Here is a 15350-nt window from a genome sequence, read left to right on the forward strand (position 1 = left end):
TTTTGCACCCCGTCACTAAGACGAAAAAAAGAAAGAAATCCCGCATAAAATCAGGATTCCTTTCATCGTTGTTTAAGATTATTTAACGTGGTTCGCTAACTCTTTTTGATATTTAGCGTTTGTTTCAAGTTTCTCTTTTTGCCATTTCTTGAGAGCTTCTTCGTATTCTTTAGTGGTTACAATATCATTTTGCAACTCTAGACCTTTAAATACAAACGGATCTCCCTTGATACCAACTTGAGAGTAGGCTTTCGAAAATGGTACTGTACGACTCACGGTCGGAGAACCACCTGAAGATGCTACAGGAATGAGGAGTGAGCTATCAGATACCCAAGCCTGTGCTTTAGCATATTTTTCATAGCGTTTGTTAAGGTCAGTTGTTTCTGATGCTGCATCATCCAAGAGTTTCTTGTACTCATCAAGTCCAACTTGAGCCATGACTTCTGGATCTTTACCTTTTGTGATACCCAAGTGTTTAAGGGCAGACCCCTTCTTAGCATCCAAGATATTTAGATAGGTAGCTGGATCTTGATAGTCTGGTCCCCAACCAGTTCCGTTCAAGTCATAGTCTTTTTGAGAAGGAACCTTAGCTTGAGAAGTAATACTCATTTTCTCATTATCTGTCATTTGAAGCACATCGATGACAACATTTTCAGTTCCAAGCGCTGCTTCGACAGATTGTTTGAGGGAGTTGGTTTGTTGAACAGCAATGACATCTGTCTGTTCAACTGGAATATCCAAATGGATTGGGAAGGTTACGCCCTTGGCTTGCAATTCTGACTTGGCTTTTTCAAAGGCAGCTTTTGCTTTTGTTGGATTGTAAAGAGTGTCTTTACCATCTGTCAAAGCTACATCTTTCCACTGGTCTCCGTATGTTACCAATTGTTCTTGAGCCAATTCACCGAAGGTCTTTTCACCAACCTGAACATAGTCATAAGGTACAAGACTGGTACGGATAATCTTGTCCGCTCCTTCTTCACCATTCATCTGAGCAGAGTAAGAATGACGGTCAAGAGCAAAGTTGATTGCCTGGCGGAAGTTTTTGTTGAGAAGCGCTTCTTTTGTAGAAGTTTTTTGTGCTTCATCTGTCTTTGCTGTCTTATTGTAAGACTGACGATTCACATTGAAAGTAAAGTAATAGCTGGTCGCTTCTTGCGGGCTATAGACAATCTTATCCCCGTATTCTTGCTTAGTTGAATCAAAGTTCGAACTTGTTGGGAAGAGACGAGCTGTTGTATAGGCTCCTGATGAGAAACTACGAATCAATGATTCTTGGTCAGATCCATCGTAGAAAGTTAGTTTGACGTGGTCAATCTTAACATTGTCTTTATCCCAATAATTTGGATTTTTTTCGTACTCGATCACTGATTTTGAAGTGAAGTTCTTCAAAATATATGGTCCATTATAGAGAATACCTGAAGGTGTTGCTGCACCATAATCTTTACCTTGAGAATTTAGGAATTCCTCATTAACTGGAAGCATAGTCGCTGTTGTTACCTTGGAATTCCAGAAGCTTTCTGGTTTGTTCAAGGTGTATTGAACAGTGTAGTCGTCAACCGCTTTAACTCCAACTGTTGAGAAGTCATTGCTTTCACCACTGACGTATTCTGCCAAACCTTTGATAGAATCTTGGATCAGAGTTAGGCCATCTGACTTACCATCAGCAGCATGTTTCAAACCAGTCACAAAGTCTTGAGCCTTGACCTCAGCGTACTCTTCACCTTCAGAAGTATACCATTTGACACCTTTACGTAGTTTGTAAGTATAGGTCAAACCGTCTTGTGAAACCGACCAGTCTTCGGCAAGAGATGGAATCAAGTTTCCGTATTTGTCATTTTCCAAGAGTCCGTCGACCAAGTTAGCAATGACGTCCGATGTTGAACTTTTACTAGTAACACTATAGTCCAACGTTGATGGATCGATGGCATATACGTATGAAAATGTTGTAGGAGCATCTGCTTTTTTCTCTGTCTTTCCACAAGCCGCTAAAAGAAGAGCTGCACTCATCGTTATCCCTGCTACTGCAAGCAACTTTTTCGATTTCATCGGTATTCTCCTTTAAAATACTATTTTTCACCATTATACCCTATTTTTTTATAAAAGCAAGGGTTTTCATGCAATTTTTTAGAAAATTCAAACTAATATTTTTTTAAGAAATTTCTACACTTATTTTAGAAAAACTCAAGCATCTTGGATACTTGAGTTTTTAGGTTTAATTGGCCAATTCGACACAGAATGCATCCCAAGGAGCTAGTGTTAGTTGCTCGAGATTTTCTTGAATCTCGGTGTTAGCAACTAAGATTGATTTGAGAACCCCATTAAAGTGAAATTCTTGTTCTTGATTTGAGAGGTTAGCTACTACTAGGAAACGGCGTTCCCCGTCCTTGCGAATATAGGCAAAGACTTTCTCAGCCGTTTCTAATAATTCAAAGTCAGCTTGAACCAGCCAGCTGTTTTCTTTGCGAATCTGAACTAATTTTTGATAAGTATAGAAGATGGAATCTGGATTTGCTAAAGCCTCTTCTACATTAATCTTCGCATAGTTTGGATTGACTCCTAACCATGGTTTCGCGCTTGAAAATCCAGCGTAGTCTGTAGTATTCCACTGCATTGGGGTACGCGCATTATCGCGTCCAATCACACGAATGCTATCCATAATTTGCTCTAGCGGTACACCTTGTTCAAGTGCTTCTTTGGCATAGTTGAGGGATTCAATATCCTCTACTTGCTCCAGAGTTTCAAATGGATAGTTGGTCATCCCAATCTCTTCCCCTTGGTAAATATAAGGAGTCCCTCTCATGAGATGAAGCAAGATTGCATACGCTTTAGCCGATTTTTCGCGGTATTCTCGGTCATTTCCCCAGATAGAGACGATTCGTGGAAGGTCATGGTTATTCCAGAAAAGGGAATTCCAGCCATCCTCAACTCCTAATTCTGTCTGCCACTTGTTGAAAATCTCTTTTAATTTCCCTACATTTAGCTCTTTTTGGTAGTGCCACTTAGGTTGTCCTTCCTGATACTGAAGACAGATATGTTCAAACTGGAAGACCATAGACAACTCTTGACCTTCTGGATTCGAATATTTCTTGGCCTCTTCTGGATTTGCTCCCCATGTCTCCCCTACTGTCAAAAGGTCTTTGCCGCCAAAAGTAGCCTGATTCATTTCCTTGAGATAGGGATGGAGCATGGGACCATTGTTGACAATCTTCTGATCAGGAATTTTCCCAATCATATCAATAACGTCCATACGAAATCCACCAATCCCTTTATCAATCCAGAAATTCATCATCTCATAGATTTTATGACGGAGCTCTTCGTTTTCCCAATTGAGGTCTGGTTGTTTCTTACTGAAAAAGTGTAGATAGTATTGACCAGACTTTTCATCGTATTCCCATGCAGAACCACTAAAAGTAGAGGTTAAATCATTGGGTTTATCTCGCCAAATATAGTAGTCACGTTCAGGGTTTTGAGGATTTTCACGCGCTTCAATAAACCAAGCATGCTCATCGGATGTATGATTGACAACCAAATCCATAATGATTCGAATATCTCGTTTCTTGGCTTCAGTAATGAGCTCGTCCATGTCTCCCATGGTTCCAAAGATAGAAGCGATGTCTTGATAATTGGCAATATCATAGCCATTGTCATCCATAGGGCTATCATAAACTGGTGAAAGCCAAATTGCTGTAATTCCAAGCTTAGCTAGATAGTCTAACTTGCTAGTAATTCCAGGCAAATCACCAATCCCATCTCCATTACTATCCTTGAAGCTTTTTGGATAGACCTGATAAACAACGGCATTGTGCCACCATTTTTCTTGCATATTTTCACCTCTTTTAAATTCACTTTACTCCATCATAGACTTTTTTTATGATTTATGCAAGCGTTTGCGTTATCTTTTTTCTTACTTTTATTACTCTGTAGTTTCTTATCTTCTATTTTTTTTATATAATAGAAAATAGAGGTAAAAAAATGAAAAAACAAGCTTTTAGTTCTGAAAAATATCTAAATTTACAACGCGACCATATTTTGGAGCGTATTAACCAGTTTGACGGCAAACTCTACTTGGAGTTTGGAGGCAAGATGTTGGAGGACTTCCACGCTGCCCGTGTCCTTCCTGGCTATGAGCCGGATAACAAAATCAAACTCTTGCAAGAGTTGAAAGAACAAGTCGAGGTTGTTATTGCCATTAACGCTAGCAATATCGAGCACTCAAAGGCTCGTGGTGACTTGGGCATTTCATACGACCAAGAAGTGCTACGTTTGATTGATAAATTTAACGAACTTGGTATCTTTGTTGGTTCTGTTGTTATCACACAATACGCCGGTCAACCTGCTGCAGATACCTTCCGTAATCAATTAGCAAAAAATGGGATTGACTCTTATCTCCACTACCCAATCAAGGGTTATCCGACAGATATGGACCATATCATCTCTCCTGAAGGTATGGGGAAAAACGACTATATCAAAACGAGTCGCAATTTAATTGTCGTGACTGCTCCTGGACCTGGTTCAGGTAAGTTGGCAACTTGTATGTCCAACATGTACCACGACCAACTGAATGGTATCAAATCCGGTTATGCTAAGTTTGAAACCTTCCCAGTTTGGAATCTACCTCTCCATCATCCAGTTAACCTGGCTTATGAGGCTGCTACAGCAGACCTTGATGATGTCAATATGATTGACCCATTCCATCTCCAAACTTACGGAGAAACTACCGTCAACTACAATCGTGATATCGAGATTTTCCCTGTTCTCAAGCGTATGCTCGAACGTATCTTGGGCGAATCTCCTTATGCATCTCCAACTGACATGGGTGTAAATATGGTTGGTTTTGCAATCACTGATAACGACGCTGCAATTGAAGCATCAAAACAAGAAATTATTCGTCGCTACTACCAAACAGTTCTCGACTTCAAGGCTGAGAAAGTTGCTGAGTCTGCTGTCAAGAAAATCGAACTTCTCATGAATGATCTCGGCATCACACCAGCTGACCGTAAGGTTGCTGTTGCTGCTCGACAAAAAGCTGAAGAAACAGATGGGCCCGCTCTAGCACTTGAGTTACCTTCTGGTGAAATTGTCACTGGTAAGAATTCAGAACTCTTTGGTCCGACAGCTGCTGCCGTGATCAATGCTATCAAGAAGTCAGCGAACATCGATGCCGAAACAAAATTAATTGAACCAGAAGTTGTGAAACCAATCCAAGGTTTGAAAATCAATCACTTAGGTAGTCGCAATCCACGTCTTCATTCTAACGAAATTCTCATCGCTCTTGCAATCACAGCTATGCAGAATCCTGATGCAGGCCGTGCTATGAAAGAACTCGGAAACCTCAAGGGAAGCGAAGCTCATTCTACGATTATCTTAACGGATGAAGACAAGAATGTTCTCCGTAAATTGGGAATTAACGTAACCTTTGATCCCTACTACCAATACGATCGTTTATATCGTAAATAGATTGAAGACTCGTAGGAACTTCTTATCAAGTATCACCCCTCTTCGATAGATTTCGAATCTCTCTTAAGGGGTGACTTTCTTTTATGCTAGAATTCTGACAATCTTCGGTTATCTTCTTTTCTAATTATTCTAACATTACTTCGGGAGTTTATTAAAAATGAGAGAATTACTCACTCAAAAAGAACAAAGACAACTAAAGATTTTAGAGTACTTGTTCGAAAATCCTGATTGGATTTATCTTGATGATTTATCTAAAACCATTGGACACAATGCTCGCATCATTAAAAGTGATATCAAAGAATTACGTGAAATCTTTCCTGATTTTGATATTCGACACTCAACTGCGGGAATTATGATGGTGAATACGAAAAATAATGGCATCGAGCGAATTTACCAATATTTTTTACAGACATCTGATTATTTCCAAATTTTAAAAGCATTTTTCCTTTTGGACAGCCCTTTTACCTATGAGCATCTTGCTGAATCTTTGGATATTTCCCTTCCTTCCTTGCGAAAGAAAGTTGCAGATATCAATAAGACACTTAATGGAACCTACCGCTTTAAGCTCAAGGTAACCCCAATCTCTATTATTGGAGATGAAAAAGATATTCGATTTTTCTTCTCCCAATTTTTCCACGAAGCTTATAATTTTCTGGACTGGCCATTTGAGGAGGTTAAGGAAGAAAATATAAATGATTTTGTCTCTTTCTTCATCAATTTGGCAAAATTCCCTGCAAAATATCAAAATCTTTACCAAATCAGAACGCAGGCTACAGTCGATTTGCACCGAATGAAGAGAGGATATTTCGTTCAGTTATCAGAACAAAATATTTCCTGGTTAAATCCTATTTTCGACCAACTACCCGATTTTCAGCATCAGTTACAAGATTTGGCCCAAGGACTTAACATTGAAATCAATCCGGAAAATATCTATCAAATCTTCAGCCCATTTGCTGAACCTAGTCTCTTCTTCACAGTCGAAGACTTCCTAGCTGCTCGTCAATCTGACGAAAAAGTTAATTTGTCCTATCATGCTGCACGAGACATTCTGGACAACTTGACTCGAAGATTTGGTGTTCAATTTTCAAATACGGATACCTTGATTTGGAATCTGCATAACACTGCCTTGCTTGAGCGAAGAGAAATCAACTCCGAATCGATCATTTCACAAAATAAAGACTATACACTTGGAAAGATTAAAAAATTCTTCCCTAATTTTTATGAAGCAACAGTCTTTGAAATGATGCGCTATAAAAATATTATGGGACAAAAGGAGAAGATACCTGCTCTTTCTCACCTGATCTACACGCTGTTCACTCACGCAGAGGGGCTTACAGATCAATTATTTGAACATAAAAAGAAAGTCAAAGTCTTAGTTCTCAGTGAGTATGACTTTGCTCATCCAGAATTCTTGATATCTCTCTACGAATTCCATACTTCAAATAACATCCAGTATGAAACTTGGGATAAAGAAACCCTAAATATCGAAGAAATTAGGCAAAGTGACTATGACGCTATTATCACTAATTTTGATATTAAAGAAATCGATAATAAGCGAATCATGAACATTAGCCGACTATCTATTCTGCAAGTTGTCAACGAACTCAATAAGATTTCTATGCAAGATTTATAATTTTAAAAACCTCCTAGAAAGAATCTAGGAGGTTTTTAGTAATCTATGTTTTTCTAAAGAATCATGAGCCAATCACATTATTCAAAATCAACAGTATTATTCTTAATCACAAGCTTGGTATGAGCTGTTATATATTGTCGGTCAAGGGTTGTTGTAACTTCCCCTTCACCATTTATAATATGCCAAGCTCCATCTTTATGAACCACCATAGCAACTTCTTGTTTGTTTTTATCTTCATTCTTAACAGCCAAGGCATAGGCGTCATCGACCCCTTCTAGCAAGAGTTCTTTGTTGCTACTGAGTGTCAGTAGATAATAGGCCCCGTCTCGAACACCAATATCGTATTGTTGATTCACAAATATGGTTTTGTCGTAGCTAGGTCTTGGTTCAGAAGTCCCTGATCCATTTCCAAGAATACTTTTAAAAGTACTTTTTTGTTTTTCTGACTCTGCCTGTTCTTGAGATTTGATAAATTCCTGAACTGCAGCAATCTTTTCACTCTCTTGTTTCTTTGAAGCTCTCATTTGATGAATCACGACAGTTCGAATCAAAAATGAACTGGCAAACAGGAGTCCTATGATAGATGAAATTTTCCCCTTTTTCATTTCCGCTCCAATTTCCTTATACTTCACTATTTACTACTTTTCTATAGTATAACAAGATTTTGCTAGGTTGACAAGAAAAGTTGGAGTTTAGGAGCAGGACTTCCTTATTCTACTGTTACAGACTTGGCAAGATTACGTGGTTTATCCACATCAAGTCCACGGTGGAGGGTTGCAAAGTAAGCGACCAATTGAGTTGGCACGACCATTGAGATTGGTGAGAGGTAAGGGTGTACGGTCGTAAGGACGATGTCATCTGTATCTTTGGCAACATTCTCTTCTGCGATGGTGAGTACCTTAGCGCCACGGGCAGCAACTTCTTGGATATTCCCACGAGTGTGGTTAGCAAGAACTGGGTCTGACAAGAGGGCCAAAACAGGGGTTCCATCCTCAATCAAGGCAATAGTTCCGTGTTTGAGTTCCCCTGCCGCAAAGCCTTCACATTGAATGTAAGAAATCTCTTTGAGTTTGAGACTGGCTTCCATGGCTACATAGTAATCTTGACCACGTCCGATATAAAAGGCGTTGCGTGTTGTTTCAAGAAGCTCACGAACCTTGCTATCAATCAATTCTTTTTCTGAAAGGGTTGATTCGATAGACTGAGCCACGATAGACAACTCGTGAACCAGGTCAAAAGCTTGAGCTTTTTCGTTTTCATTTGCTTCACCAACCGCTTTTGCAAGGAAGGCAAGAGCAGCGATTTGCGCCGTATAAGCCTTGGTTGATGCTACAGCAATTTCAGGTCCTGCATGAAGCGGCATAGTATGGTTGGCTTCACGAGAAAGAGTGGATCCTGGCACATTTGTCACTGTCAAGCTTGGAATCCCCATTTCATTGGCCTTGACCAAAACCTGACGGCTATCAGCTGTTTCACCAGACTGACTGATAAAGATAAAGAGTGGTTTTTTGCTGAGAAGTGGCATACCGTAGCCCCACTCAGAGGAGATTCCAAGTTCAACTGGCGTATCTGTCAATTCTTCCAACATTTTCTTAGAAGCAAATCCTGCATGGTAAGATGTTCCAGCTGCAAGAATGTAGATGCGGTCTGCATCTTGAACAGCCTTGATGATAGCTGGGTCTACGACTACTTGACCAGCCTCATCTGTGTAAGCTTGGATCAACTTACGCATAACTGTCGGTTGCTCATCGATTTCCTTAAGCATGTAGTAAGGATAAGTTCCCTTACCGATATCAGACAAATCAAGTTCAGCAGTGTAGCTAGCACGCTCACGACGATTTCCATCATAGTCTTGAACTTCAACGCTATCGGCTTTCACGATTACCAACTCTTGGTCATGGATTTCCATGTATTGGTTAGTCTCACGAATCATGGCCATGGCGTCTGAGCAGACCATGTTGTATCCTTCCCCAAGACCAATCAAGAGTGGTGATTTATTCTTGGCTACATAGATGACATCTGGATTTTCAGAGTCAATCAAGGCAAAAGCATAAGAACCACGGATGATATGAAGAGCTTTTTTGAAGGCTTCAAGTACTGACAAGCCGTCTTCTTCCGCAAATTTTCCAATCAAGTGAACGGCGATTTCTGTATCTGTTTGTCCCTTGAAGTGGTGTCCTGCAAGGTATTCTTCCTTAATTTCAAGATAGTTTTCGATCACCCCATTGTGAACCAAGACAAAACGTCCAGTCTCAGATCGGTGTGGGTGAGCGTTGTCTTCCGTTGGTTTTCCGTGAGTAGCCCAACGAGTATGTCCGATACCAGTTGTTCCCTCAACACCTGCAGTTTTAGCAGACAATTCTGCAATACGGCCAACAGCCTTCACCAAATGGCTTTCAGCACCACCTAGAATAAAAATTCCAGCCGAATCATAACCACGGTATTCGAGTTTTTCAAGTCCTTGAATCAAAATATCAGTTGCATTTGTGTTTTCAACAACACCAACAATTCCACACATAGCATATACGACACAGACAAGCTGTGCTTTCTCCTTATCGAAATTGGTATAGTCTGATTTTCTGTTTTTAGAATCAGTGAAAACAGTATATACTTGTTTCTTTCACTTGTCAAGAATAAAAATTGGTATAGTTCAATTGCTTTTAAACAGCAAACAAAAAACCATTCAAGAAACAGCTCTTGAACGGCTGGAAATTATCCTTATTTAGCTTATATCCATACCCTATCTAACACTAGATATCATAGTTTATCTTTTCTCACTCCTCGTAGCCAATTATTTATTAGGGTGGATGGGATAGGCACTTTCAAAAGTATCCACTATCTCTACTAAACGATCATCCAGATAGGCCATAGCTTGATTTCTGATTGGAGCAGGAATTCCATAGTAGGCTTGCGCAAGACCTCCACAGATAGCAGCGATGGTGTCGCTATCTCCTCCGATGGAAATAGCATTTCTGATAGCATCTTCAAAATCTTGTGACTCGAAAAAGGCTTGGAAAGCCTGAGGAACTGATCCTTGACAAGTCACATCAAAGCTATAGTCCTCACGAATTTGATCCAGGGTAAAGTCCATGGAATAGTAATTTTTATCGATGTAGTCTCTGATTTCATGGCGGCTAGAACCAGTTCTAGCCAAGAAGATAGCTACTGCAACTGCTTCTGCACCTTTTAGTCCCTCAGGATGGTCATGACTCACTTCTGTCACTGCTTGGGACAAAGCCTTTGCCTGCTCTATGCTATCTGCCGCAAAACCGACAGGGCTGATTCTCATGGCAGAGCCATTGCCATAACTACCATAGGGTTGAGGATCATCTGAAAAGATCCAGTAGAAAAAATGACCGCCATAGCCACAATTTGGATATTGTCTCCCTATCTCTTGCATGTATTTCACTGCATTTTTCGAGAGTTGACTCCAGTCTTCCCTACTAGCCAATAAGGCTTTAGCAACCGCCAAAGTCATAACACTATCGTCCGTCGGGCAAGAATCACGAGTGAACAAATCAAACTCTTTACTCTTATGATTATCCGCCTCAAATCGGGAACCAATAATATCTCCAATAACTGCTCCTAGCATAAGCTACCTCCTAGAAGTTTTTCTCCTGTTCACAGGTAATACTTCATGAATTTCCTTCATTATACCATGTTTACTAATGTTTCGGTATTTCCTATGCAATCTACGGGCACTTTTGTTTCAGTCCAAGATAAGCATAAGTCCGAGTTCGTGGACAATCCTTTTCCATCCTCACTCTAAAATAAAACCGATGTTCTCTGCCATCCTTGGCATTTTCCTTATTCAATACAAAGTAGTTCTTTTGGTTCATAGCCATGGTTCGTAGAATGTCGTCAATCAGAAAAGTCAGGGGTACATTCATGGCAGAATATTTTTGGAAATCTTCTTCAAAGCGGATGTAATCATCTGAGAAGTAATCCATCTGCAGTTTGTTTTCATATAACTCTTTTCTAGTCATCAACTTCCTCCTCCCACAGTTGAATTTCGAGGACATCTACAATCTCTACCAGCCTATATCCCTCATTTGTCCTAATAGATAGAGTTTGAGGTGATAATTCGGTCACCTCACCGAGGATTGTCATTTTTTGCTTTCTTTCCTTAACAACAAAACATCCCTTTAATTGACCAACATAAAGCTGAGAAAGTAAGAGTAGTTTCTCAACTGAATTCAAATTCGTTGAAAAATCAACCCGATTTTTTTCTTCACCAAGCGAGCTCGTATGCTCTGATAAAAAGAAGCCCATCCACTTCTGCATCCCTGGATCCTGATAGTCCCTCGCAGATTGGAAGGGCAAATACGAACGATCAATCATTTCAAGCCATCTAATCCTCCAGCAGAGTGTCCTCCGATCAGCTTACTTCTTGCAATACTTCTCGACGCATCCTCTAAGGCAGTCGCCTTCAAGAGAGAAGTAAATCCGAATTGCTCTCGAATAGAATCAATGGCGGTCTGGAGCCTTTCTTCTTTTTCTACTTTGTCAACATCATCAAAAAGGGAAATCAAACCAAAGGATTCGTCCACAAATCCTGAATAACTGACAGCAACACTCCTGACGGCCCCAGAAGTGTATTTGCTGTGAAATAATTCCAGGACATGACCGACCAAAATACTGGTGTTATTGGTCGGCTCCACCTTCATCTGGGTATGGATGGAGCGTTTCTGTTCCTGCTTAGAAAAACCAAGATGGATAGACACTACCGTCGTCTTCTTTCTGGCCCTTCGAAGTCTGATAGCTACTTGTTCAGCCATTTCTCGGAGGATAATTTCGATATCTCGCCGCTTGACGTAGTCTCTCGGTAAAATTTGCGAATTGCCCAAACCGTGAGATTTGGCTTCATAGGGTTTATGAACATTACTCTCATCTATCCCATTGGCATGAAACCACAGGCGCAGTCCAGCTTGACCAAGTTCTTTCTTCAGGATATCAGGATTGCTATTAGCCAATTCCTTAATCGAATGAATCCCCAAACCATTCAAGCGCTTCTCCATCCGACGCCCAATCCCCCAGAAGTCAGTCATCTCGGAAATACCCCAAACCTTATCTTCCACATCTTGGTAAGACCAGTTAGCTCGCATGGTTGGTGTTCGCTTGGCTTCATTATCCAAGGCTAGCTTAGCAAGCAGAGGATTGGCATTCGACATGCCGACTGTCGAGTAAATCCCGGTCTGCCGCCAGATATCCCTCTGGATACGAGCCGAAAGCATATCTAGCTTATCTTTGCGAGAAATCTGCTGGTCCGGGACAAAATAATTAAGCGAACTGGTTAGGTCAATAAAGCCTTCATCAATTGAATAAGGATAAATATCATCTGGACTGCCATAATTCTGGAAAATGCGCTGAATTTCCATGTTGACTGCGATATACTTATCCATCCGAGGAGGGACAATGACGGTCACCCGAGCCCAATCCTCGATAAATTTCACATAGGCTGGGTCTGTCCGTAAGCCTTGTTTCTTGGCATTGTAGTAGGAAAATTTACGCGTCTTAATATCAAAGGGGAGGTCATAGGCACGTCCGACATTTGCTTTCCCAAAAACCTTTTTAAACATAGGCGAGGAGGCAAGAATAAGCCCAACAGAATTATCCGCCCGGCTCATGACACAAAGGGAGGTTTTGAGGGGATGGAGTCCTCTTTCCACACACTCAACACTGGCATAAAAGGACTTCATATCGACAAAGGCAATATCACTTTTGGGCTCTCTGGAATAATCAAAGTAGCCCATAGACTATCCCTCCATTGGCACAAAGTTACCCACGATAATGCCTACAATCCGCGGATCTTCTTCGTAAGAGATGTAAATATCCTTGTATTTAGGATTGATGGAAACCAGACGCAAGCCATCCTCTTCTCGATAGACTCGTTTGATATAGGTCTGGTTATTGCAAACCACTGCATAGACAGCACCGTCATAATCAAATCCGGTTTCTCGAATCAAAGCTACTGAACCATTTTGATATTTGGGTTCCATGGAATCTCCAGACACCCATGAAGCAAAATCGTGAGCTAGTTCTTCATTGAAATAAACCGTATCGAAGTTTCGATCATCATAAACCGAAGCACCGATACCAGCCGACATGCGTTCATAGACATGATACTCGTAGAGTTTTTCTGAAATAGCAGTCACCTTCTTGGCTTGTTCTTCTTGAGCCAAGTTGCGAGCATAGACTATCACCTTTTCTTTTCCTTTATTGGAAAGACTATTATAGAGACGGACAATTTCGATTTGAGTAAAATAGCCTTTTGGTACTTTTAAAATCTCTTCTAGCTGTTTAACTTTTTCTTCGGAAGGCTCCTTGACTCCACGCTCCCAAGCCGAATAAGCCTGAAAACTAATGCCAAGCTGCTCTGCAATCTCTTTTTGTGTTAGCTTTAACTCTTTTCTCCTAGCCTTGAGTTTTTCTGGTTGGTACATGTTTTACCTCCTAGCGTTATCTTTCATCCTAGGTTGATTCCATTTTTAAAATTCAACCATTTTGGTTTAGTTTTATTATATAAAAAAAGTAGACGAATGTCTAGTGGGAAAATCCAACTTTAAACCCTGTTTACTTCATCTTCATAAAATGATCATGACTTACAAATAAAGAAGAAAACCACCTCAAATTTGATGAGATGGTTAATCATTTAGTCTACTCTATAAAAGACTTGTTCTGATCTGGTTGGGGCAGCTTGACCAGCAATCAGCCTATTTTTAGTTAAATCAGTATCTAACCCATCCATAATAAGTCCAGCAGGATAAATACTCATTCCATAGCCTGAGATACCATCTCTAATGCTGAATTCAATCGTTCCATGGCTACCCATGCGCACTTTTTCAATATTTCCACTGTTTACTAGTCCATTTTTATCGAATGTAAACTCTTGCCCAAGGCCATTTCTCCAAGTTCCAACTAGAGTCGAGAAATCTCCATTTAGAATGGCTTGCTCATCTATTTTTTGTGATTTAGCATTCGTTTTCTCTTCTTGTGTCGAGATTTTTTCCTCAGTAGTCGCAACACTATCTTGAGTAGTCGTTGAACTAGTGGTTGTTGTACTAGTCGCTGTCGTACTAGTAGTAGAAACCTGTTCTTTTGTAGTACTTACTGCTTCTGTATCTTGCTTCTTATGATTAAAGAAGAACATAAAACTTATCAGTACTATAGCAATTAAGCAACTTAACAGAATCAAAATCCAATTGATGCCTTTTCCTATTTTCATTTATAACTCCTTTATATTATTTGTATTTAATTATATCATACTAAACTGATACTAGGAAGAAATTGTATAAGACAAAGACTAGTGGTGAGAATTTTGGGGTGAACTCTCTATTGAGGATTAAAAAAGAACACCCCAAAAAGGTGCTCTTTGTAAGTATAGTCATTCTTTCGAAGAACGTTTACTAATTTGAAATGCTTTACGAGCTTTCTTAAGACCTGGTTTGGAAAGTATGGATTTCAGTTGGACTAAAAACAGCGTAATATCAAGGATTTTCTGAACAATATCTACTTTTTAATTTCATAAAATCTGAATCAATATTTTTAAAATAGGGGAATAGTTTAGGTCTCTAAGCATTAAAATAATACACCTAACTTTGGTCACCGTTTTTTAGTTATTCACTCTTTTTTCGGATAGTGTTTTTAAAGTTATGATGTAAAATGCCGCAATTAAAACACTATACATCATAATCGGAGGATAGAGAATTAAGGATAGAATCAATCCCACTCCTTTAATTATTAGGTCAGGTATCAATAACTTCCTATATTGTGCGGTAGCTTCAAGTAATTCTTTCTGATCTATATTGGGTTTATCAATTACTTTATGTAAAAACCAGTTTGCTACCGTTGAAACAATAACGATCAGTCCATAAAAGAGCTGTGCCGTATGATTCATGAAATGACTACTAACTATTCCAGTAGCATAGGGCATAAATGAAACAAAAAATAAAAGATACAAATCCTTTCAAATTCCTCCCTTTTCAACTTGGCTAACTTGACCTGCATTACCTAGGTCGCTTTGCTTTAAATTATACTTTTTTCTTAAACATTTGATACGAGTAGGTATTTCTTGTGAGTAATTTTCATCAAAAAATTTCATAGATAAGTCCTATATATAATCATGGTAAAGTAGTAAAAATAGTTGTTATCCTAGTTGATTAAAAAAGTCTTTGATTTCCTCATCTTTTATAAAATAATATATAATTTTCCCCTCTCTTCTAGTATCCAAGATGTTTTGATTGGCTAGTTTACGAAGATG

General features: G+C 39.6%; 14 protein-coding genes and 1 pseudogene. 2 read left to right on the forward strand and 13 right to left on the reverse strand.

Annotated features, from left to right (window positions below):
* Positions 1 to 78: 78 nt before the first annotated feature.
* Together I1J71_RS06240 and I1J71_RS06245 are read right to left on the reverse strand one after the other, a co-directional pair.
* Positions 79 to 2046 carry a peptide ABC transporter substrate-binding protein gene (locus I1J71_RS06240; RefSeq protein WP_195184128.1) on the reverse strand — a complete coding sequence of 656 codons (1968 nt, stop codon included), beginning with the start codon at positions 2044 to 2046 and terminating at the stop codon, positions 79 to 81.
* Between the two features lie 166 nt (positions 2047 to 2212).
* A complete protein-coding gene (locus I1J71_RS06245) occupies positions 2213 to 3823 on the reverse strand; it encodes a glycoside hydrolase family 13 protein (protein ID WP_195184129.1) in 1611 nt (536 codons plus the stop codon).
* 149 nt (positions 3824 to 3972) lie between these two features.
* Between I1J71_RS06245 and I1J71_RS06250 the strand changes: the two genes are divergently transcribed.
* Positions 3973 to 5457: a DUF1846 domain-containing protein gene (locus I1J71_RS06250; protein WP_195184130.1), complete on the forward strand. Its 1485-nt coding sequence runs from the start codon at positions 3973 to 3975 to the stop codon at positions 5455 to 5457.
* A 157-nt stretch (positions 5458 to 5614) separates the two neighbouring features.
* Entirely contained in the window at positions 5615 to 7090 is a 1476-nt protein-coding gene (locus I1J71_RS06255; RefSeq protein ID WP_195184131.1) for a M protein trans-acting positive regulator PRD domain-containing protein, read from the forward strand.
* Between the two features lie 77 nt (positions 7091 to 7167).
* Here the strand turns inward: I1J71_RS06255 and I1J71_RS06260 are convergent, their stop codons facing one another.
* From I1J71_RS06260 to cadX, 11 genes and pseudogenes are all read right to left on the reverse strand, one after another.
* Positions 7168 to 7695, reverse strand: a complete 528-nt coding sequence (locus I1J71_RS06260; RefSeq protein WP_195184132.1) for a hypothetical protein — start codon at positions 7693 to 7695, stop codon at positions 7168 to 7170.
* A gap of 104 nt (positions 7696 to 7799) precedes the next feature.
* Positions 7800 to 9608 (reverse strand): glutamine--fructose-6-phosphate transaminase (isomerizing), encoded by a 1809-nt coding sequence (gene glmS / locus I1J71_RS06265; protein WP_195184133.1) that lies wholly within the window; start codon positions 9606 to 9608, stop codon positions 7800 to 7802.
* A gap of 273 nt (positions 9609 to 9881) precedes the next feature.
* Entirely contained in the window at positions 9882 to 10682 is an 801-nt protein-coding gene (locus I1J71_RS06270) for an ADP-ribosylglycohydrolase family protein (protein ID WP_195184134.1), read from the reverse strand.
* Between the two features lie 100 nt (positions 10683 to 10782).
* Positions 10783 to 11076, reverse strand: a complete 294-nt coding sequence (locus tag I1J71_RS06275; protein WP_195184135.1) for a DUF5960 family protein — start codon at positions 11074 to 11076, stop codon at positions 10783 to 10785.
* Positions 11069 to 11431 carry a hypothetical protein gene (locus I1J71_RS06280; protein WP_195184136.1) on the reverse strand — a complete coding sequence of 121 codons (363 nt, stop codon included), beginning with the start codon at positions 11429 to 11431 and terminating at the stop codon, positions 11069 to 11071. Before I1J71_RS06280 ends, I1J71_RS06275 begins: the two co-directional genes overlap by 8 nt.
* Positions 11428 to 12843 (reverse strand): Y-family DNA polymerase, encoded by a 1416-nt coding sequence (locus I1J71_RS06285; protein ID WP_195184137.1) that lies wholly within the window; start codon positions 12841 to 12843, stop codon positions 11428 to 11430. The genes I1J71_RS06280 and I1J71_RS06285 overlap by 4 nt, the downstream gene beginning before the upstream one ends.
* Before the next feature lie 3 nt (positions 12844 to 12846).
* Positions 12847 to 13533, reverse strand: coding sequence for a helix-turn-helix domain-containing protein (locus I1J71_RS06290; RefSeq protein WP_036756106.1), 687 nt, complete (start codon positions 13531 to 13533; stop codon positions 12847 to 12849).
* Between the two features lie 209 nt (positions 13534 to 13742).
* A complete protein-coding gene (locus I1J71_RS06295) occupies positions 13743 to 14315 on the reverse strand; it encodes a DUF6287 domain-containing protein (protein ID WP_036756109.1) in 573 nt (190 codons plus the stop codon).
* A 387-nt stretch (positions 14316 to 14702) separates the two neighbouring features.
* On the reverse strand, positions 14703 to 14987 hold the full coding sequence (locus I1J71_RS06300; protein WP_014334291.1) for a hypothetical protein: 285 nt from the start codon (positions 14985 to 14987) through the stop codon (positions 14703 to 14705).
* Between the two features lie 69 nt (positions 14988 to 15056).
* Complete coding sequence (locus tag I1J71_RS08680; protein WP_002889641.1) at positions 15057 to 15191, reverse strand: hypothetical protein; 135 nt, start codon at positions 15189 to 15191, stop codon at positions 15057 to 15059.
* Between the two features lie 45 nt (positions 15192 to 15236).
* Positions 15237 to 15350 (reverse strand): annotated as a pseudogene (gene cadX / locus I1J71_RS06305) (Cd(II)/Zn(II)-sensing metalloregulatory transcriptional regulator CadX); the annotation flags it as partial.

Origin of the sequence: Streptococcus infantis, from assembly GCF_015546995.1 — a bacterium.
Lineage (GTDB): Bacteria > Bacillota > Bacilli > Lactobacillales > Streptococcaceae > Streptococcus > Streptococcus infantis_J.

Coding starts and splice junctions, on each gene's coding strand:
- I1J71_RS08680 (WP_002889641.1), bottom strand. CDS start 15,191: ATGAAATTTTTTGATGAAAATTACTCACAAGAAATACCTACTCGTATC.
- I1J71_RS06275 (WP_195184135.1), bottom strand. CDS start 11,076: ATGACTAGAAAAGAGTTATATGAAAACAAACTGCAGATGGATTACTTC.
- I1J71_RS06250 (WP_195184130.1), top strand. CDS start 3,973: ATGAAAAAACAAGCTTTTAGTTCTGAAAAATATCTAAATTTACAACGC.
- I1J71_RS06245 (WP_195184129.1), bottom strand. CDS start 3,823: ATGCAAGAAAAATGGTGGCACAATGCCGTTGTTTATCAGGTCTATCCA.
- I1J71_RS06300 (WP_014334291.1), bottom strand. CDS start 14,987: ATGAATCATACGGCACAGCTCTTTTATGGACTGATCGTTATTGTTTCA.
- I1J71_RS06270 (WP_195184134.1), bottom strand. CDS start 10,682: ATGCTAGGAGCAGTTATTGGAGATATTATTGGTTCCCGATTTGAGGCG.
- I1J71_RS06240 (WP_195184128.1), bottom strand. CDS start 2,046: ATGAAATCGAAAAAGTTGCTTGCAGTAGCAGGGATAACGATGAGTGCA.
- glmS (WP_195184133.1), bottom strand. CDS start 9,608: ATGTGTGGAATTGTTGGTGTTGTTGAAAACACAAATGCAACTGATATT.
- I1J71_RS06295 (WP_036756109.1), bottom strand. CDS start 14,315: ATGAAAATAGGAAAAGGCATCAATTGGATTTTGATTCTGTTAAGTTGC.
- I1J71_RS06290 (WP_036756106.1), bottom strand. CDS start 13,533: ATGTACCAACCAGAAAAACTCAAGGCTAGGAGAAAAGAGTTAAAGCTA.
- I1J71_RS06280 (WP_195184136.1), bottom strand. CDS start 11,431: ATGATTGATCGTTCGTATTTGCCCTTCCAATCTGCGAGGGACTATCAG.
- I1J71_RS06285 (WP_195184137.1), bottom strand. CDS start 12,843: ATGGGCTACTTTGATTATTCCAGAGAGCCCAAAAGTGATATTGCCTTT.
- I1J71_RS06260 (WP_195184132.1), bottom strand. CDS start 7,695: ATGAAAAAGGGGAAAATTTCATCTATCATAGGACTCCTGTTTGCCAGT.
- I1J71_RS06255 (WP_195184131.1), top strand. CDS start 5,615: ATGAGAGAATTACTCACTCAAAAAGAACAAAGACAACTAAAGATTTTA.